19 protein-coding genes are annotated in these 17,095 nt (G+C 70.2%); 11 read left to right on the plus strand and 8 right to left on the minus strand.

Features of this window, described 5'->3' with window-relative positions; all coding sequences use genetic code 11:
- Positions 1-125: 125 nt before the first annotated feature.
- The 3 genes from CF165_RS04125 to CF165_RS04135 all read right to left on the minus strand — a co-directional run bounded on the left by CF165_RS04125 (position 126) and on the right by CF165_RS04135 (position 2,823).
- Entirely contained in the window at positions 126-995 is an 870-nt protein-coding gene (locus tag CF165_RS04125; protein WP_093946062.1) for a lysozyme, read from the minus strand.
- A gap of 172 nt (positions 996-1,167) precedes the next feature.
- The gene (locus tag CF165_RS04130; RefSeq protein ID WP_167441347.1) at positions 1,168-1,998 is read right to left on the minus strand and encodes a lysozyme; all 831 of its coding nucleotides are present in this window, start codon (positions 1,996-1,998) and stop codon (positions 1,168-1,170) included.
- Positions 1,999-2,118: 120 nt separating this feature from the next.
- Positions 2,119-2,823, minus strand: coding sequence for a type VII secretion system-associated protein (locus CF165_RS04135; protein ID WP_093946063.1), 705 nt, complete (start codon positions 2,821-2,823; stop codon positions 2,119-2,121).
- A 56-nt stretch (positions 2,824-2,879) separates the two neighbouring features.
- On the opposite strand from CF165_RS04135, the gene CF165_RS04140 reads away from it, so the two are divergent.
- A complete protein-coding gene (locus CF165_RS04140) occupies positions 2,880-3,260 on the plus strand; it encodes a sterol carrier family protein (protein ID WP_167441348.1) in 381 nt (126 codons plus the stop codon).
- Between the two features lie 17 nt (positions 3,261-3,277).
- On the opposite strand, the gene CF165_RS04145 is transcribed toward CF165_RS04140, so the two are convergent.
- A complete protein-coding gene (locus CF165_RS04145; RefSeq protein ID WP_167441364.1) occupies positions 3,278-4,075 on the minus strand; it encodes an SAM-dependent methyltransferase in 798 nt (265 codons plus the stop codon).
- Positions 4,076-4,275: 200 nt separating this feature from the next.
- Here CF165_RS04145 and CF165_RS04150 point away from each other — a divergent pair, with 200 nt between their 5' ends.
- The 6 genes from CF165_RS04150 (at position 4,276) to arfB (ending at position 9,166) form a co-directional block, all read left to right on the plus strand.
- Positions 4,276-5,154 (plus strand): Sco1979 family transcriptional regulator, encoded by an 879-nt coding sequence (locus tag CF165_RS04150; RefSeq protein ID WP_093946066.1) that lies wholly within the window; start codon positions 4,276-4,278, stop codon positions 5,152-5,154.
- A 254-nt stretch (positions 5,155-5,408) separates the two neighbouring features.
- Positions 5,409-5,648: a DUF397 domain-containing protein gene (locus CF165_RS04155; protein WP_020642237.1), complete on the plus strand. Its 240-nt coding sequence runs from the start codon at positions 5,409-5,411 to the stop codon at positions 5,646-5,648.
- Complete coding sequence (locus CF165_RS04160) at positions 5,635-5,940, plus strand: hypothetical protein (RefSeq protein WP_093946067.1); 306 nt, start codon at positions 5,635-5,637, stop codon at positions 5,938-5,940. Before CF165_RS04155 ends, CF165_RS04160 begins: the two co-directional genes overlap by 14 nt.
- 118 nt (positions 5,941-6,058) lie before the next feature.
- On the plus strand, positions 6,059-7,585 hold the full coding sequence (gene purF, locus CF165_RS04165) for an amidophosphoribosyltransferase (RefSeq protein ID WP_093946068.1): 1,527 nt from the start codon (positions 6,059-6,061) through the stop codon (positions 7,583-7,585).
- A gap of 28 nt (positions 7,586-7,613) precedes the next feature.
- Positions 7,614-8,684, plus strand: a complete 1,071-nt coding sequence (purM, locus tag CF165_RS04170; protein ID WP_093946069.1) for a phosphoribosylformylglycinamidine cyclo-ligase — start codon at positions 7,614-7,616, stop codon at positions 8,682-8,684.
- A gap of 65 nt (positions 8,685-8,749) precedes the next feature.
- Positions 8,750-9,166, plus strand: a complete 417-nt coding sequence (arfB, locus tag CF165_RS04175) for an alternative ribosome rescue aminoacyl-tRNA hydrolase ArfB (protein ID WP_093946396.1) — start codon at positions 8,750-8,752, stop codon at positions 9,164-9,166.
- On the opposite strand, the gene CF165_RS04180 is transcribed toward arfB, so the two are convergent.
- The 3 genes from CF165_RS04180 to CF165_RS04190 all read right to left on the minus strand — a co-directional run bounded on the left by CF165_RS04180 (position 9,163) and on the right by CF165_RS04190 (position 11,916).
- Entirely contained in the window at positions 9,163-9,909 is a 747-nt protein-coding gene (locus CF165_RS04180; protein ID WP_093946070.1) for a GNAT family N-acetyltransferase, read from the minus strand. The genes arfB and CF165_RS04180 overlap by 4 nt on opposite strands.
- Positions 9,910-10,083: 174 nt before the next feature.
- Positions 10,084-10,740: a VanZ family protein gene (locus CF165_RS04185; RefSeq protein ID WP_093946071.1), complete on the minus strand. Its 657-nt coding sequence runs from the start codon at positions 10,738-10,740 to the stop codon at positions 10,084-10,086.
- A gap of 267 nt (positions 10,741-11,007) precedes the next feature.
- Positions 11,008-11,916, minus strand: coding sequence for a Gfo/Idh/MocA family protein (locus tag CF165_RS04190; RefSeq protein ID WP_093946072.1), 909 nt, complete (start codon positions 11,914-11,916; stop codon positions 11,008-11,010).
- A 76-nt stretch (positions 11,917-11,992) separates the two neighbouring features.
- Between CF165_RS04190 and CF165_RS04195 the strand changes: the two genes are divergently transcribed.
- The 4 genes from CF165_RS04195 to CF165_RS04210 all read left to right on the plus strand — a co-directional run bounded on the left by CF165_RS04195 (position 11,993) and on the right by CF165_RS04210 (position 16,140).
- Complete coding sequence (locus CF165_RS04195) at positions 11,993-12,625, plus strand: SCO2322-related protein (protein ID WP_093946073.1); 633 nt, start codon at positions 11,993-11,995, stop codon at positions 12,623-12,625.
- The gene (locus tag CF165_RS04200; RefSeq protein WP_167441349.1) at positions 12,615-13,673 is read left to right on the plus strand and encodes a CbiQ family ECF transporter T component; all 1,059 of its coding nucleotides are present in this window, start codon (positions 12,615-12,617) and stop codon (positions 13,671-13,673) included. Before CF165_RS04195 ends, CF165_RS04200 begins: the two co-directional genes overlap by 11 nt.
- Positions 13,670-15,280, plus strand: a complete 1,611-nt coding sequence (locus CF165_RS04205) for an ABC transporter ATP-binding protein (protein ID WP_093946075.1) — start codon at positions 13,670-13,672, stop codon at positions 15,278-15,280. Before CF165_RS04200 ends, CF165_RS04205 begins: the two co-directional genes overlap by 4 nt.
- Positions 15,281-15,354: 74 nt before the next feature.
- The gene (locus CF165_RS04210) at positions 15,355-16,140 is read left to right on the plus strand and encodes an ECF transporter S component family protein (protein WP_093946397.1); all 786 of its coding nucleotides are present in this window, start codon (positions 15,355-15,357) and stop codon (positions 16,138-16,140) included.
- Here the strand turns inward: CF165_RS04210 and CF165_RS04215 are convergent.
- Entirely contained in the window at positions 16,131-16,985 is an 855-nt protein-coding gene (locus CF165_RS04215; RefSeq protein ID WP_276209716.1) for a 3-hydroxybutyryl-CoA dehydrogenase, read from the minus strand. The two genes, CF165_RS04210 and CF165_RS04215, sit on opposite strands and share 10 nt — an antisense overlap.
- Positions 16,986-17,095: the final 110 nt, after the last annotated feature.

Below are 17,095 nucleotides of genomic sequence, written 5' to 3' on the forward strand. Positions count from 1 at the left end.
GGGCGTGTGCGGTTCCCCAGGACGTGACAGCAGCATTCTGCAAGCTCGGACGGTACGGCATGAAACCGGCTCCCGGCCCGCGACGATGCGAAGTCGTCGCGGGCCGGGAGCCGGGCAGGTGTGGATCAGCCGGTCGCGAGGGCCTGGAGCCGGTCGTAGGCACCGTTGAAGGTGTCCTGGTCGAGCGGGCTCGAGGTGTACTGCCAGACGGTGTAGAAGCCCCAGTTGTAGGGCAGGGTGCCGACCGACGACGAGTACCGCGCGACCCACAGCGGGGCCGTGCTGGAGAAGTCGCCGCTGACGCACTGGCCCCACCAGTTCGTCGACGTGTAGATCACCGGCCAGCGCCCGGTCAGGGAGTGGTAGGTGTCGTGGAAGTCGAGGATCCACGACGTCATCCCGGCCTTGCTCAGCCCGTAGCAGGTCGCGCCGTAGGGGTTGTACTCCATGTCCAGCGTGCCGGGCAGCGTCTTGCCGTCCTTCGACCAGCCGCCGCCGTGGGCGACGAAGTACCGGGCTTGCGCCGCGCCGCTCGAGGTGTTCGGGGTGGCGAAGTGGTAGGCGCCGCGGAGGAAGCCCTGGTTGTAGGAGCCGTTGTACTGCTGCGCGAAGTAGGGGTTGGTGTAGCTGGTGCTCTCCGTGGCCTTGGTCCAGACGAACCGCTTGCCCTGGTTCCACCAGCTCGCCCAGTCGACGTTGCCTTGGTAGCCGGCGACGTCCATCCCGGCCACGGTGGCCAGCACCTGGTTCGGGATGGCCTGCGCCGGCTGCGGCTGCTGAGCCGCCTGCTGCGTTTCCGGAGTCGAGGAGTCGCCTTCGACGCGCCGGATCTGCGACCCCAGCTCGTGGTCGTGCTGCGCGATGTCCGCGTTGATCGCGGTCACCGGGTCTACCTCGGGGGAGAACGTCGTCGCCTGGGCCGTGCCGCCGAGCAGGAGCAGCGTGACCGGGACGACCAGGGCAGCGCGGAACCGCCCTCTTCGGGATGTGGACATCATGGAATCCCTTCACAGATACCCTCGCTGAGAGCGGCTTACTGCAGGTAGCCGCCCGCGCACGATTGTTGAGGACGAAGTGGCGTTTGTCACTCAGTTCCGTGAAATTGGGTATACGTGTGGGTGATTTACCCGAGCAATTGATCTTCAATTGGTCAGTGGTTAACACTTATCACTGGACCGCGGCCGGTCGGCCGAGGGCCAGGGCGAGCAGCCGGTCGGCGCCGCCGTTGAACCAGTTCTGGTCGCCGGGCAGGGTGCCGCGATCGGCGAACTGCCAGATCGTGTGCACGCTCCAGCCGGACGGCAGCTCGCCGATGAAGGTGTTGTAGCGGGCGATCCAGAGCGGGTTGCCGCCGAAGCCGCCGTTGTTGGCGGTGCACCGCTTCCACCAGCTCGTCGACGTGTAGATCGTCGGGAACCGGCCGGTCGCCGCGCGGTAGGTGTCGGAGAAGTCGCGGATCCAGGCGACCATGCCCGCCGCGTCCTTGCCGTAGCAGGTCTCGCCGTACGGGTTGTACTCCGCGTCGAGCGCGCCGGGCAGGGTCTTGCCGTCGGCCGACCAGCCGCCGCCGTGGGCGAGGAAGTACCGCGCCTGCGACGCGCCGTCGGAGACGTCCGGCCGCGCGAAGTGGTAGGCGCCGCGGATCAGGCCGGCGTTGTAGGAGCCGTTGTACTGCTGCGCGAACTGCGGGTTGACGAAGCCGGTGCCCTCGGTCGCCTTGATGTAGACGAACTTGGCGCCCGCCCCCGCCGCGCCGGGCCAGTCGACCGGGCCCTGGTGCCCGCTGACGTCGTGCCCGAGCTGCTGGTCGCTGCCCCCGTACACCAGGCCGGGCACTGCCTCGACGCCTTCCACCTTGGCGATCTGCGAACCCGCGTAGTGGTCTTCGGCGCCGGCGTAGACGTCGAGGGCCTTCGCCGGCGCCTGCCCGGCCACGAGGAGGGCGGCGGCGAGGACGGCGGCGAAGGGCAGCGAACGTGACCGTGGCCGGATTGGCAACGAACGGCACAGCACCCTCTTGCTCCCCACCGATCTCGTGAGACTTCTTCAGCCTCACGATGCACCCGAGTCGCCAGATCGGCGACTCGGATGGTCACTCGGTGGAGTGAAACTCGCAGGTCAGCGCTGTTCGTCGGCGATGGCCTTCAGCAGGTGCTCCGCCGGCACGACCGCCGTGATCAGGTCGTGCGGGTTGATCGCGACGGGGTGCCCGCCGAGCAGGCCGACGATGTCCCGGCCGAGCACGGCCCGCGCGTGGGGCCACTCGCGCGGCACCAGCGCCTTGCGGGTGTAGGCGGGCACCATGACCCGGCCGTCGGTGTTGTGGAAGCCGACGACGGTCCGCTGCACCGGCGACATCGCGTATACGAACAACGTCGAGTCGAGGACGATCTTCGGCAGGTCCGACGGCGGTCGGTGCTCGGTGCGGACGAGCTGCAGCAGCCGCTCGAGGTCGTTCGCCGGCTCGGGGAAGCCGAGCGCCTTGGGCGAGGGGCGGTAGCGGTCGTTGGGGTGGAAGTCGGCGACGACTTCGCCGTCGGCGTTCACCGGGTACGCGCCGACGACCGCCCACGACGGCACCGGGCCGTTCGGGTCGAAGGCCTCGTCGATGACGTAGAGCCAGCTGTTGGGGTTGGCGCGGGCGTTTTCCCGCATCTCCGCGGTGATCTCGGGTGTGCCGTGCTTGCCGGAGCGCCGCGCCTGCCGGCCTTCGCGTCGCGCGGCGCGGTTGTGCTTGCCGTGCCCGCCGGGGCGATCGGCTCCGCTTCCGGTGGGCTGCTGCGAAACCGTCCGATCCGCCTCGTCCCGCTGCGCCATCGTCATCCCCACGTTCTCGGGTGTGCCTGCGAACTCTTGGTGCGCCACTCTACTGTTTGCCCATGGCCTCTTCGCGTTCGGTCGACCCCGGACAGTTACGTGCGGCGGTGCTGGTGATTTCCCCGTGGCTGCAGGGCGATGCGCCCGATCCGGCGCGGGCGGAACTGGCCGCGGCGGTCCGGCTCAGCCTGCGCGCACTGGCGGCGGACGCGCCGGGCCGGACGGTCGAGGTGCGGGTGCCGCCGTTCGCGGCGGTGCAGTGCGTGGACGGGCCGCGCCACACCCGGGGCACGCCGCCGAACGTGATCGAGACCGACCCGCGGACGTGGCTCGAACTGGCCACCGGGCGACTGGACTGGACCACGGCCGTGGCGGACGGCCGGGTGTCCGCGTCGGGCACCCGGGCCGACCTTTCCCACTGGCTTCCCCTGCTCCGCGTCTGACGCGAGGGGAGCGAGGGTTACGGCTTGCGGCCTATTCCGCCGGCGATGGTCCGCTGGGCGACGTTGAGCTCTTTGAGCCGCGGGCCGTCCGGCCACCAGTCGGCGCACCGGACCACGCCCGGGGGCACCATGTCGAGACCGGCGAACAGGCCCTCGATCTCCTTCTGGGTGCGGAAGGTGCCGGAGCCCATCGGGCTGTGGAGGAAGAAGTCCTCCATGCGGCGGGCGGTCGCGGAGTCCTCGTCCTCGGGGTCGAAGAAGTGCGAGATCGCCACGAACGAGCCCGACGGCAGCGCGCCGATGTACTCCTTCATGATCTCGGCAGGCCGCTCCTTCGGGCCGTTGTAGTGGTGCAGCGTGCCCAGCTGGAGGAACGCGACCGGCTGCGAGAAGTCGATGTGCTGCCGGACGATCTCGTTCTCGAGGATCCGCTGCGGCTCGAAGATGTCCTCGGCGACGAAGTGGGTGTTCTCGTTCTCCTCGAGCAGCGCTCGGCCGTGGGCGAGCACGACCGGGTCGTTGTCGACGTAGACGACCTGGATGTCCGGGTTGATCCGCTGGACGACCTGGTGGGTGTTCTCGGCGGTCGGCAGGCCGGAGCCGCAGTCGAGGAACTGGGTGATTCCCGTCTGGCTCGCGAGGAAGCGGCAGGCGCGGATGAGGAAACCCCGGTTTTCGAACGCCAGGTCCTGGGCCTCCGGGGCGGCCTTCTGCACCTTGTGCAGGACCTCCCGGTCGATCTCGTAGTTGTCCTTCCCGAGCAGGAAGGCGTCGTATACGCGCGCGATGCTCGCTCGGGTCGGGTCGACCCCCACGGGAACTCGTTCGGTCCGGGTCGCGGCGTCGGGCATTTTGAACCTCGCAAGTTCTGTGTCGAAAATCTCGTACTCTACGTAGAGTAGGACTCCGCACGCATGCGGTAAACCGGGTCACCTCTTTGCGCAGGACGGCCCAACGTGTACTTTCGGTAGTCGGGCTAGAACCCCCTGGTGATGTGAGCGCGGAAGGTCCGGGAATGAACGCGGTGAACGCGTCCAGTGGTGAACAGAACATCGGCCCGACGGCGCGCCGGATGATCCTGGGCTCGCAGCTGCGCCGGCTCCGTGAGGAGGCCGGCATCACCCGCCAGCAGGCGGGCTACAACATCCGCGGGTCGGAATCCAAGATCAGCCGCCTCGAGCTGGGCCGGGTCGGGTTCAAGGAGCGCGACGTCACCGACCTGCTGACGATGTACGGCGTCGAGGACGCGACGGAGCGCCAGACGTTCCTCGACATGGTCAAGCAGTCGAACGAACCGGGCTGGTGGCGGCGCTTCGGCGACACCATGCCGAACTGGTTCACCGACCTCGTCGGCCTGGAAGAGGCCGCCGCGCGCATCCAGATCTGGGAGCCGATCTACGTCTCGGGCCTGCTGCAGATCGAGCCGTATGCGCGGGCGATCTTCAGCCACGGCCGTCCGGAGATGGCCGACGAGCGGGTCGACCAGCTCGTCGCGCTGCGGATGCGGCGGCAGAAGATGTTCAGCAGGCCGGACGCGCCGCGGGTGTGGATGGTGCTCGACGAGTCGGTGCTGTACCGCCCGATCGGGGGTGTGAAGGTCCTCAAACAGCAGATCGAATACCTGCTCGAGATGAGCGCGCTGCCGCACGTGTCGGTCCAGGTGCTGCCGTATTCGCGCAGCGGGCTGTCCGCGGAACACGCGTTTTCGCTGTTGCGGTTCGGTGAGCCGGAACTGCCGAACATCGCGTATGTCGAGTATCTGACCGGCGCGCACTACATCGAAAAACGCGAAGAGATCGAAAAGTACAGCCGCGCGCTCGACATGCTGGCGGTCGATGCGGAGACGCCGGAGCGGAGCCGGACTTTGCTCGCGAAGCGCCGGCAGGAGATCTGAAAAATTCCTTGTGCGGGGCCGATCCGGTGCTCCGCTGAGCGGTGACCCACCGTAGCGATTCACCCGATCGAGCGAGTATCAGTCACCGGACAGGTTAACGGCGGCCTCGTGATTCTTTACCGTCCGAGAACTTTGCAAGAAATTCTGCACGTGCATTTACCGTTGCAGGCACACGTGCTAGCCTCGGATACGCGGGCAAATGCACATGCAGATGCATAGGCCCGGAAGATTTTTCCGCATCGAGAGGTGGGACCATGGCTGAGCGATTCGAGAACGGCATCCCGGCCGATCGGCTCTCCGGCGCCCAGTGGCGCAAGGCGAGCTACAGCGGCGCTGTGGGCAACTGCGTCGAAGTGGCACCGCTGTCGAACGGTGAGATCGCGATGCGCAACTCGCGGTTCCCCACCGGCCCGGCGCTCGTGTACACGCGCGCGGAGATGGCGGCGTTCCTGGCGGGCGCGAAGGACGGTGAATTCGACGATGTCCTCGGCTGAGGCCGTCGCCCCCGCCTTCGACATCGAAACCGGACTGCAAGAACTGGTGGCTCGCGGCTACCAGTTCGTGCACCCCGCCGACGAGCACGGCGAAGTCCTCGCCGTCGTCGGCGTGCGGGTGCACGACGACGTGGTGGACGTGGTCCGGCTCAACGCCGAAGACGACGTCGTGGCGACCCGGATGCCCGGCACCGAAGAGAACATCCTGGAACCCGAGCGGTGGCTGTGGCGCCGCCACGGCGAAGGCACCCAGGTCCTCGCGGAGATCCTCTCGCTGCCGGATGCGTGCTAGACGTGAAGACTTGCAAGCCCCGTCCGAAGTGGTCAGTGCCACGTCGGGCGGGGCTTCGCTCATGACCGGACGGTCTACACTGAAACCGGCCTGACCACGTCTTCCCAGGAGCTCCTCGGTGGTTTCCGACCCGCAGCTCGTGTCCGACCAGCCCGAACCGGAACCCCGCGAGGAGTGTGGCGTCTTCGGCGTCTGGGCTCCCGGGGAAGAAGTCGCGAAGCTGACCTACTACGGCCTCTACGCCCTGCAGCACCGCGGGCAGGAGGCCGCCGGCATCTCCGTCTCCGACGGCTCGCAGATCGTGGTCTTCAAGGACCTCGGCCTGGTGAGCCAGGTGTTCGACGAGCAGATCCTGCAGTCGCTGCAGGGACACATCGCCGTCGGGCACTGCCGGTACTCGACCACCGGCGCGACCATCTGGGAGAACGCGCAGCCGATCTTCCGCACCACCGCGACCGGCAGTGGCCTCTCCTTCGCGCACAACGGCAATCTCGTCAACACGGCCGAGCTGCGTGAACGCACGATCGAGGCCGGGCTCAAGCCGCACGCGGGCCTGACCGGCTCGTCCAGCGACTCGGACCTCATCTGCGGCCTGCTCGCCGCGAACGCCGCCGACAAGGGCATCGAAGCCGCCGCCATGGAGCTGCTGCCGACCCTGCAGGGCGCCTTCTGCCTGGTGTTCGCCGACGAGAACACGCTCTACGCGGCGCGTGACCCGCACGGCGTACACCCGCTGGTGCTCGGCAGGCTCGAGCGCGGCTGGGTCGTCTCGAGCGAGACGGCGGGCCTCGACATCGTCGGCGCGTCGTTCGTCCGCGAGGTCGAGCCGGGCGAGCTGATCGCCATCGACGCCGCGGGCCTGCGTTCCTCGCGGTTCGCGAACCCGGACCCCAAGGGCTGCGTCTTCGAGTACGTCTACCTCGCCCGCCCCGACACCACGATCGCCGGCCGCGGCGTGCACGCCACGCGCGTCGAGATCGGCCGCCGCCTCGCCTCCGAGCAGCCGGTCGAGGCCGACCTCGTCATGCCGGTGCCGGAGTCCGGCACGCCGGCGGCCATCGGCTACGCGCAGGGCTCCGGCATTCCCTACGGCACCGGCCTGGTGAAGAACGCCTACGTCGGGCGCACCTTCATCCAGCCGTCGCAGACCATCCGCCAGCTGGGCATCCGGCTCAAGCTGAACCCGCTGCGCGACGTCATCCGCGGCAAGCGCCTGGTCGTGGTGGACGACTCGATCGTCCGCGGCAACACCCAGCGCGCGCTGGTCCGGATGCTGCGGGAGGCCGGCGCGCTCGAGGTGCACGTCCGGATCGCGTCGCCGCCGGTGCGCTGGCCGTGCTTCTACGGCATCGACTTCGCGTCGCGGGCGGAGCTGGTCGCGAACGGCGTCGACCTCGACGGCATCCGGCGCTCGATCGGAGCCGACTCACTGGGCTACATTTCCCTGGACGGCCTGGTCGCGGCTACGGAGCAGCCGAAGTCGCGGCTGTGCACGGCGTGCTTCTCGGGCGAGTACCCGATCCCGCTCCCGGAGGACGCGCTGATCGGGAAACACCTGCTCGAAAGCCTCGACGCGGTCAATGGCGCGGCGACCCCCGTCAGCCCCGCCGGGTACGGTGCCGAAGACGCCGTCCGGCGTCCGTGAGTTCCTTCCAGTAGGGAGTCCTTCCACCGTGAGCGAGTCCACGAGCGCCACGTACGCCGCCGCCGGCGTCAGCATCGACGCCGGCGACCAAGCCGTCGAGCTGCTCAAGCCGCACGCCGAGCGGGCGACGCGACCCGAGGTCATGGGTGGTGTCGGCGGTTTCGCCGGGCTCTTCTCCCTGAAGCTCGACAAGTGGAAGGAGCCGGTGCTCGCGTCCTCAACCGACGGCGTCGGCACGAAGATCGCGGTCGCGCAGGCGCTGGACAAGCACGACACGGTCGGCATCGACCTGGTCGCCATGGTGGTCGACGACCTGGTCGTGACCGGGGCCGAGCCGCTGTTCCTGCAGGACTACATCGCCGTCGGCAAGGTATTCCCGGAGAAGATCGCCGCGCTGGTCGGCGGCATCGCCGAGGGGTGTGTCAAGGCCGGCTGCGCCCTGCTCGGCGGCGAGACCGCGGAGCACCCGGGGATGATGGGCGAGCACGACTACGACATGTCGGCCACCGGCGTCGGCGTCGTCGAGGCGTCTCAGCTGCTCTCGCCGGAAAAGGTCCGTCCGGGTGACGTCGTGCTGGCCCTCGGCGCGTCGGGATTGCACTCGAACGGGTACTCCCTGGCCCGGCACGTGCTGCTGGACATCGCCCGGATGCCCCTCGGCGGGCACGTCGAAGAGTTCGGCCGCACCCTCGGCGAGGAGCTGCTGGAGCCGACGCGGATCTACGCGAAGGACTGCCTGGCGCTCGCCGCCGAGACCGAGGTCCGGACGTTCGCGCACATCACCGGCGGTGGCCTCGAGGCCAACCTGGCCCGCGTCATGCCGCGCGGCCTGGTCGCCCGGCTCGACCGCGGCACCTGGACGCCGGCACCGGTGTTCGCGCTGATCGGCCAGCGCGGCAAGGTCGAGCGGGCCGAGCTGGAGAAGACGTTCAACATGGGCGTCGGCATGGTCGCGATCGTCGGTGCCGAGGACGTCGACCGGGCGCTGGCCATGCTCACCGCGCGGCACGTCCCGGCGTGGGTGCTGGGCGACGTCCAGCCCGCCGGCGACGTCGACGGCCCGCGCGCGGTGCTCGCGGGCGACCACCCGCGGTTCTGACAGCGTCTCTTCAAAGAAGCCACTTGATCGCGGCTGTCACACTTGAGGGTGTGGCAGCCGAAGACGTGGTGATCGGCTCCCGGTTCACGATCCCGGGAGCCGAGTTGAGCGAGCGCTTTTCGCGGTCGTCCGGCCCGGGCGGGCAGGGCGTGAACACGACCGACTCGCGGGTGGAGCTGTCCTTCGACGTCGCCGCGTCGCCGTCGATCCCGGAGCACCTGCGTGACCGGGTGCTGACCGGCCTCGGCTCCCGGCTGGTCGACGGCGTCCTGACGATCGCCGCGAGCGAACACCGCTCGCAACTGCAGAACCGCGAAGCGGCGCGAGGCCGCCTGGCGAACCTGCTGCTCGACGCGTCGGCCCCGCCGCCTGCCAAGCGGCGTCCCACGAAGCCGTCTCGCGGTTCGAAGGAGCGCCGCCTGGCGTCGAAGAAGCGCCGGAGCGACGTGAAACGGGGCCGCTCCGGCCGCTTCGAGGACTAACCCAGCGACAGATGCACGCACTCGCCCGCCGGCCGGTAGCCGACGCGGGCGTAGACGTTCCCGATCCCCAGGTCACCGGGGGTGAGGAAGGCCGTGTGCGCACCGGCCTCGTGGACCTCACGGGTGAGGTGCGAGGTCAGCGCCGCGGCGACGCCGCGGCCGCGGAACGCCTCCAGCACGGCGATCCCGGCGATCTCGGTGGTGCCGTCGACGATTTCGAGCGCGAGCCCGCCGCCGATGATCGCTCCGGTGGCGGTGTCCTCGGCCAGGAGGTGCCGCACCCCGGTTCCGGACTTCAGGCGCTCGACCTCGTCGTCGCCGACGTCCGCGGGTTCGCCGAACGCCGTGTTCTGCGCCTCGCGCATGCGCCGGAAGTCCTGGCTGGACTCGGGCACACGCAGCCGAATCCCCGCCGGGACCGGTTTGCCGACCCGTTCGGCCGGCGTGCAGGTCATCAGCGGGACTCGCCGTTCGAGCCCGTACCCCGCTTCGACCAGCGATTTCTCCAGGTCGGGAGCGACGTCGGTGAAGTACTCGAGCCGCGGGAGCAGGTCCCGCCGCCGGTACGCCCCGGTCAGTGCGTCGATCTCGGCCGCCGTCGGCTTCGCGCCGTCGTCCGGGATCGCGTAGTTGAGCATCGGGTGCGCCGTGCCGGGTGAGTAGGTCGCGAGGAACGGGCCGACCCGCTCGGTCTCGCGGCCACGGGGCGCGGTCTTGCGGACATAGGTCTGGATGGCAGACATTCGAGCCTTTCGAAAGCACGTCAAGGAACCGCAGCCCTCGGACAGGCTTGCGGGCGGATCGCTGGGCGCCGGGCCTAGCGAAGGCCGACGCCGGAGGCGGCGCCAGGCATAGGCAGTCATTCCTTGACTCGAAGGGGCTCTTCCCGGCCATCTTGACATGGCCCCGCAACCGGTTTACCGGCGTTCCGGGTGCGCGATGGCCGCGTAACGCGTGTCCCACACCGATCGCGGCACCCGCAGCTTGAGCGCCGGAGCTTCGCAGATCGTCCGGCGAGGCACCGGGATCACGACCGGGGCCGGCGGTGGCACGTCGAGCGAACGCCAGCCGCGGCGGCTGAGGGCCGCTCCGAGCGTCGCGCCCGCCGTGTTCAGCAGGACGTCGTCCGTCGACGTCACGCGCCCGTTGTGGATCAGATATTGCGTACCTTCCACCAGCACCGACGCGATCAACGCGGCCAGCGCGACCCGCGGCAGCGCGCGCAGGCGACGGATCCGCAACGGGAGCAGCGCGCCGAGCGGGCTCAGCAGCAGAACGTTGCCAACCACCTGCCAGAGTGAACCATCGCTGCTGAAAGCCGCGGTGATGTCCGCACCCGGCACGAGGTCGAGCGTGCTGTCGGCGGAGCCGCCCACCGGCATCGTGACCAGGAAGAACACCAGGAAGGCGACGAAGAAGACAGCGCTGTCGACGCCGGCGGTCGCGGTCGCGTAGCGGGCAGGCAGTCTTCGGCGGCGCCGGGCCGCGAGCAGCGGCCAGCCGAGCAGCGCGTACGGCAGCGCGATGGCCGAAACCGGAATCATCCCCCAGAAGGCGCGCAGCAGAGATTCCATGCGCCTCCCTTCTCGAACCCCTCAAGATCGACAATGCGCGATGAAGTGACCCCTCCCAAGATCACCTTCGCATCACAAGATCGACTCGGCACTCTGAGCGGACCGCACTATTCGGTGATCTTTCCGGTGGCGCGGTTGGCCTTCCCGTGGTTCGGTCGAGGTGCGCACTGTCCACAGTGGAGGCTGTGGACAACCCTGTGGATGAATTTCAGGGAAAAGTGCGAAAGTGTTGTGGTGCAAGGAAAGGGCGAGAAGTGCCCCTGTGTACTACTTCGCGGCCAGTTCGCGCGCCTGCTCGAGCAATGCCTGCAGGTGCAGGCCGCGCCGGACGTCGCAGGGGTGCGTCGTCGTGCCGCTCGCGATCATCGCCGCGAAGTCGTCCAGCAATGCGGTGTAGGACTCCTGCGCCGAGCCCGGTTTGCGCCCGAGCGTCCGGTAGCCGTGCCGGCCCCAGACGGCGACCTCGACGACGGTCGGCTGCACCGGCAGCCGCAGCGACAGCGTCGCCGTGCTGATCACGTCACCTTCGTGCGCCAGCATCAGGTGCCAGAGATCGCCGGGGCTCCGCCGGGCGGCCACGACTTCGGTGATCGGACCGAGTGCGGCGTCCAGCAGGTCGAGCGCGTGCGGGCCGATGTCGAACAGCGCGCCGCCGTCGTCCTGGCGCCACTCCGACGCCGCGTACTGGCCGCCGAGCAGGGCCCCGGACAGCCAGCGCGCCCCACCGCCGGCCCAGCCGCCCGCCTGGGCGAGGTCGGCGAGCCACTCCTGGGTCTGCGCCGAGTAGCGCAGGGTCAGCACGACGAGCGCGGCGACGTCAGCGGCCGCGACCGCGTCGGCCAGCCGTCGCGCACCCTCGAGGTCGGCGGCGATCGGCTTCTCCAGGATCAGGTGCTTCCCGGCTTCGGCCGCGCGCACGCCCAGCTCCGCCTGGATCGACGGCGGCACCGCGAGGGCGACCGCGTCCACCTGCTCGAACAGCTCCTCGACACTGCTTGCGGCGTTCGTGCAGTGCGTCTCCGCAAGCGCTTGCGCCGCCTCCGGCCGCCGGGCCCAGACCGCGGTCAGCGCCGTGCCGGGGTGATCCGCCAGTCCGGGCGCGTGCACCGTCGTCGCCCACGGGCCGGCGCCGATCAGGCCGACGCGCAGCTGTCCGTCCGCGATGAGCTGTCCCACGGCCCGCAGTCTAGGTGTGTCCCGCCTCGCGCCGGAACCGCACCTTCGGCGCTGCCGGCCTGGTTAAGGTGCCTGCATGATCGCGTCCCGTTTCGTCGCCGTCTGTGCACTGCTGCTCGCTGCCTGCTTCACGGGCGCCGCACCCGCGTCGGCGACGGCGACCGAGGGCGCGTGCCCCGCGAGTGGCGGCGTGACGGTGGTCGTCGACTTCGGCGACCTGGGCCCCGGGCCGTTGATCCGCTGCGCCCCCGGCACGCCCGCGAACGGCATCGCCGCCCTGCAAGAGGCCGGGTTCGAGGTCGCGGGCTCGCAGAAGTACGGCCTCGCCATCGCCTGCCGGATCAACGGCAAGCCGGGCCCCGACGTGGAGTCCTGCGCGGGCATGCCGTCGGCCACGGCGTACTGGAGCTACTGGCACGCGTCGGCGGGCGGTACCTGGCAGTCGAGCCAGGAAGGCGCCCAGACGGCGAAGCCGGTGCCCGGCGGGTTCGAGGGGTGGGCGTTCGCGCGTCCGAAGTCCGCGAACGACCTGCCGGCGCCGCCGCGAGTGGCGCCCGTGCGGCAAACCGGGACGGCTGTCCCGGACGTCTCGATAGCCGGCGACATCGAATTCCCGTGGGGGTTCGTGATCGGCGCCGCGGTGATCCTGGTGATCGGCGGGGCGGGCGTGTACCTCTCGTCGCGCCGGCGGCGTCGGCGTGAACAGTAGGGCGTTGCACCCCGGCGCCTGGTGGATCTGGGCGCTCGCGCTGGCCGTCGCGGCCAGCCGGACGACGAACCCGCTGCTGCTCGGCCTGATCATCGCGGTCGCCGGGTTCGTCGTCGCGAACCGGCGGAGTGACGCGCCCTGGGCGCTGGCGTTCCGGTTGTACGCCTACGTCGGCGCGCTGATCGTCGCGTCACGCGTGCTGTTCCGGATCCTGATCGGCGGCGAGAACGGCGGGCACGTCCTGTTCACGCTGCCGCGAATCCCCCTGACCGCCGGGTTGTCCCTGCTCGGACCGACGTCGGCGGAGGAACTGCTCGGCGGGTTCTACGACGGCCTGCGGCTGGCGACGATGGTGATCTGCGTCGGCGCGGCGAACGCCCTGGCCAACCCGAAACGCCTGCTCAAGGCGGTGCCGGGAGCGCTGTACGAGGTGGGCACGGCGGTGACGGTGGCGCTGACGGTCGCACCGCAGCTCGTCGAGAGCGTGCAGCGCGTGCGGCGAGCCCGCCGGCTGCGGGCCGGCCGGACTCGCGGGCTGCGGGCAGTCAAGGGCATCGTGGTCCCGGTGCTGGAGGACGCGATGGACCGGGCGCTGCGGCTGGCGGCCGCGATGGACTCCCGAGGCTACGGCCGCCGGGCGTACTTGAGCCCTGGCGTGCGGCTGCTGATCGCTTCGTGCGTCCTGTCAGGGCTGGTCGGCGTGTGCGTCGGCGTCTACGGCGTGCTCGACGGGACGACGCCCTGGCTCGGCGTCCCGCTGCTGGCGGCCGGGCTGGCGGTGGCGGTCGCGGGGTTCGTCCTCGGCGGGCGGCGGGTGCGGCGGACGGCGTACCGGCCGGATCCGTGGCGGTGGCCGGAGACGCTGGTCGTGGCGGCGGGCGCCGGGGCGTGCGGGCTGCTGTTCGTGACCGCCCGCGTCGACCCGGGGAACCTGTACCCGTCGCTGAGCCCGCTGCGCTGGCCGGAAGTCTCCCTCGTGCACGCGTTGTCCCTGGTGGTCGCGGTGCTCCCGGCGTTCGTCGCCCCTTCGCCGGAGGTTGTCCGGTGATCGAGTTCTCGCGGGTCACGGTGACTTACCCGGACGCGACGCGGCCGGTGCTTTCGGACGTCTCCCTGCAGATCGAGGAGGGTGAGCTGGCGCTGGTCGCCGGGCCGACCGGAGCCGGCAAGTCGACGTTCCTCGGCGCGATCAACGGGCTCGTCCCGCACTTCACCGGCGGGCGGCTGGCCGGGCGGGTGCGCGTCGACGGCCTGGACACCGCGCGGTTTCCGCCTCGTGAGCTGGCCTCGGTCGTCGGCGTCGTCGGGCAGGACCCCCTATCCGGGTTCGTGACGGACACCGTCGAGGAAGAACTCGCGTACGCGATGGAGCAGCTGGCCGTGCCGCCGGACGTCATGCGCAAGCGGGTCGAGGAAACTCTGGACCTGCTGGGCATCGCGGAGCTGCGCAACCGTCCACTTCGGACACTTTCGGGCGGGCAGCAGCAGCGGGTCGCGATCGGCTCGGTGCTGACGGCCCACCCCCGCGTGCTGGTTCTGGACGAGCCGACGTCCGCGCTGGACCCGACGGCCGCCGAGGACGTGCTCGCGGTGATCACGCGGCTGGTGCACGACCTCGGGACCACGGTGGTCGTCGCGGAGCACCGGATGGAGCGTGTCGTCCAGTACGCCGACCGGCTGCTGTACCTGCCGGGCGACGGTTCGGTGCGGTCCGGGCCGCCCGCCGAGATCCTGGCGACGTCGTCGATCGCACCGCCGATCGCCGAGCTGGGCCGGCTCGCGGGCTGGTCACCGCTGCCGTTGTCGGTCCGGGACGCTCGCCGGGTCGCGGGGCCGCTGCGGTCTCGTCTCCCGCGGGATCGTCAAAATCTGTCGGTGGTGGGTCGTAGTCTCTCGGTGACCGGTTCGGCACTGGATGTGAGAGGGGTGGTGGTCCGATACGGAGATGTCCTGGCGGTGCGCGGGGTCGACCTGCGTGCCGGGCCGGGGGAAACGATCGCGCTGATGGGACGCAACGGCTCCGGCAAGTCGTCGCTTCTCTGGGCGGTGCAGGGCAGCGGGCCGAGGTCGGCGGGGAAGGTCGACGTCGACGGCGCGGACCCTGCGTCGCTCAAGCCACGAGTGGCCCGTCGGCGCGTGGGGCTGGTCCCGCAGACACCGGCCGACCTGCTGTACCTCGATTCGGTGGACGCCGAGTGCGCACAGGCGGACACCGAGTCGGAGGTACCGGCGGGAACGGCCCGGGCCCTGCTGGACCGGCTCGCCCCGGGGATCGCCGGTGAAGCGCACCCCGGCGATCTCTCCGAAGGGCAGCGACTGGCGCTGGTGCTGGCGGTCCAGCTGGCGGCGGCCCCGCCGGTCGTGCTGCTAGACGAGCCCACCCGCGGCCTGGACTACCACGCGAAACGGCGCTTCGCCGCGGTCCTGCGAGAGCTGGCCTCGCAGGACCGGGCGGTGGTGCTTGCCACCCACGACGTCGAGTTCGTGGCCACGGTGGCCGACCGCGTGGTGGTCATGGCCGAGGGCGAGATCGTCGCGGACGGCCCGACGAAGGAGGTGATCGTCGCCTCGCCGGCGTTCGCGCCCCAGGTGGCGAAGATCCTGGCCCCGGAACCGTGGCTGACGGTCGACGAGGTCGCGGAGGCATTGCGGTGAGGGCGGCGGAGGCGGGCGGGGGTGGGGGCGGGGGGCCGAAGCAGGCGAGCACGCTCCGGCCCCGTGCCGTCCGCCTGACGCTGCGGCCCGCGCTCGTCCTGAGCGTCGCGAGCCTCCTCGGCCTGGCCATGTTCTGCTGGCCACTCTTCGCGCACCCCCAGCCCAGCGCGGCCGCGCACACCATGGATGCGCCGTTCGTGTTCATGGCGACGTTGCCCGTGCTGATCCTCGTCGTTCTGGCCGAGCTGTCCCGCGGTGGCATCGACGCCAAGGCGCTCGCGCTGCTCGGTGTGCTGTCGGCGGTGAACGCCGGTCTGCGGCCGCTCGGGGCCGGCACCGGGGGCGTCGAGCTGGTGTTCTTCCTGCTCGTGCTCGCCGGGCGGGTGTTCGGGCCCGGCTTCGGGTTCGTGCTCGGCTCGACGTCGCTGTTCACGTCGGCGCTGCTCACCGCCGGGGTCGGGCCGTGGCTGCCGTTCCAGATGCTCGCGTCGTCGATGATCGGGCTCGGGGCCGGGTTGCTGCCGAAGGCCCGTGGCAAGGCGGAGATCGCCCTGCTGGTCGCGTACGGCGTGTTCGCGGCCTACTTCTTCGGGGTGCTGATGAGCCTGTGGACGTGGCCGTTCCTCGCCGGCACCGCCACCGAACTCGGCTTCGTGCCCGGTGCGCCGCTGCCGGAGAACCTGCACCGGTTCGCCGTCTACACGGTCCTGACGTCGACCCTCGGCTGGGACACCGGCCGAGCCGTCACCAACGCCGTGGCCATCGTCCTGCTGGGACCGGCCGTTCTGACCGTCCTTCGCCGGGCGGCCCGGCGGGCGGCCTTCGACGCGCCCGTCGGGTTCGACCAGAGTCAGCTGTAGGAGTAGAAACCGCGGCCGGTCTTCTTGCCCAGCAGACCCGCGTCCACCATGCGCAGCAGCAGCGGCGGCGACGAGTACAGCGGCTCCTTGAACTCCGCGTACATCGAGTCCGCGATGGCCTTGATGGTGTCCAGCCCGATCAGGTCGGACAGGCGCAGCGGGCCCATCGGGTGGGCCGTGCCCAGCTCCATGCCGCGGTCGATGTCCTCCGCCGAGGCGAAACCCGACTCGATCATGCGGATCGCCGAAAGCAGGTACGGCACCAGCAGCGAGTTCACGATGAACCCGGCGCGGTCCTGGGACCTGATGACCGTCTTGCCGAGCGCCGTCGTCGCGTGTTCCTCCGCGCGGCGGGCGGTCTCCTCGCTGGTCAGCAGCGAGGGCACCAGCTCCACCAGCGGCAGCACCGGCACCGGGTTGAAGAAGTGGATGCCGACCACCTGCTGCGGACGGCTCGTCGCCATGCCCAGCTTCATGATCGGGATCGACGACGTGTTGGACGCGAACAGCGCGTCTTCGGCCTCGACGATCTTGTCCAGCTGGCGGAAGACGTCGACCTTTGCCTGCTCCTGCTCGAGGATCGCCTCGATGACCAGGTCGCGGTCGGCGAACTCGGCGATGTCCGTCGTGAACCGGAGCCTGCCGAGGGCCGCGTCGGCGTCCTCGGTGGAGAGCTTGCCGTTCTTGACGCCGCGTTGCAGCGACTTCTCGATGCGGGCCTTCCCCGCGTCGAGCGCCGGCTGGTTCACCTCGGTGACCACGACGTCCAATCCGGACCGGGCGTGCACCTCGGCGATGCCGGAACCCATGAGTCCCGCTCCGACGACTCCAACCCGACTTACCACCGGCTCACTCCTTCATCGCTTCGCAGCCCGCGCTTGTGGACAGTATTTGGGCAGCACGCGACGCGCGAGGGCGGTTGCCGGGGCTATGCCCAGCGTCGCCCTCGCGCGTT

Origin of the sequence: Amycolatopsis vastitatis (assembly GCF_002234595.1) — a bacterium.
GTDB lineage: Bacteria > Actinomycetota > Actinomycetes > Mycobacteriales > Pseudonocardiaceae > Amycolatopsis > Amycolatopsis vastitatis.

What these genes read in the sequence shown, in the direction of transcription:
- CF165_RS04180 (WP_093946070.1), bottom strand. Translation starts at nt 9,909, where the DNA reads ATGTCTGCCATCCAGACCTATGTCCGCAAGACCGCGCCCCGTGGCCGC.
- CF165_RS04135 (WP_093946063.1), bottom strand. Translation starts at nt 2,823, where the DNA reads ATGACGATGGCGCAGCGGGACGAGGCGGATCGGACGGTTTCGCAGCAG.
- CF165_RS04185 (WP_093946071.1), bottom strand. Translation starts at nt 10,740, where the DNA reads ATGGAATCTCTGCTGCGCGCCTTCTGGGGGATGATTCCGGTTTCGGCC.
- CF165_RS04150 (WP_093946066.1), top strand. Translation starts at nt 4,276, where the DNA reads ATGAACGCGGTGAACGCGTCCAGTGGTGAACAGAACATCGGCCCGACG.
- CF165_RS04140 (WP_167441348.1), top strand. Translation starts at nt 2,880, where the DNA reads ATGGCCTCTTCGCGTTCGGTCGACCCCGGACAGTTACGTGCGGCGGTG.
- CF165_RS04160 (WP_093946067.1), top strand. Translation starts at nt 5,635, where the DNA reads ATGTCCTCGGCTGAGGCCGTCGCCCCCGCCTTCGACATCGAAACCGGA.
- CF165_RS04155 (WP_020642237.1), top strand. Translation starts at nt 5,409, where the DNA reads ATGGCTGAGCGATTCGAGAACGGCATCCCGGCCGATCGGCTCTCCGGC.
- CF165_RS04195 (WP_093946073.1), top strand. Translation starts at nt 11,993, where the DNA reads ATGATCGCGTCCCGTTTCGTCGCCGTCTGTGCACTGCTGCTCGCTGCC.
- CF165_RS04125 (WP_093946062.1), bottom strand. Translation starts at nt 995, where the DNA reads ATGTCCACATCCCGAAGAGGGCGGTTCCGCGCTGCCCTGGTCGTCCCG.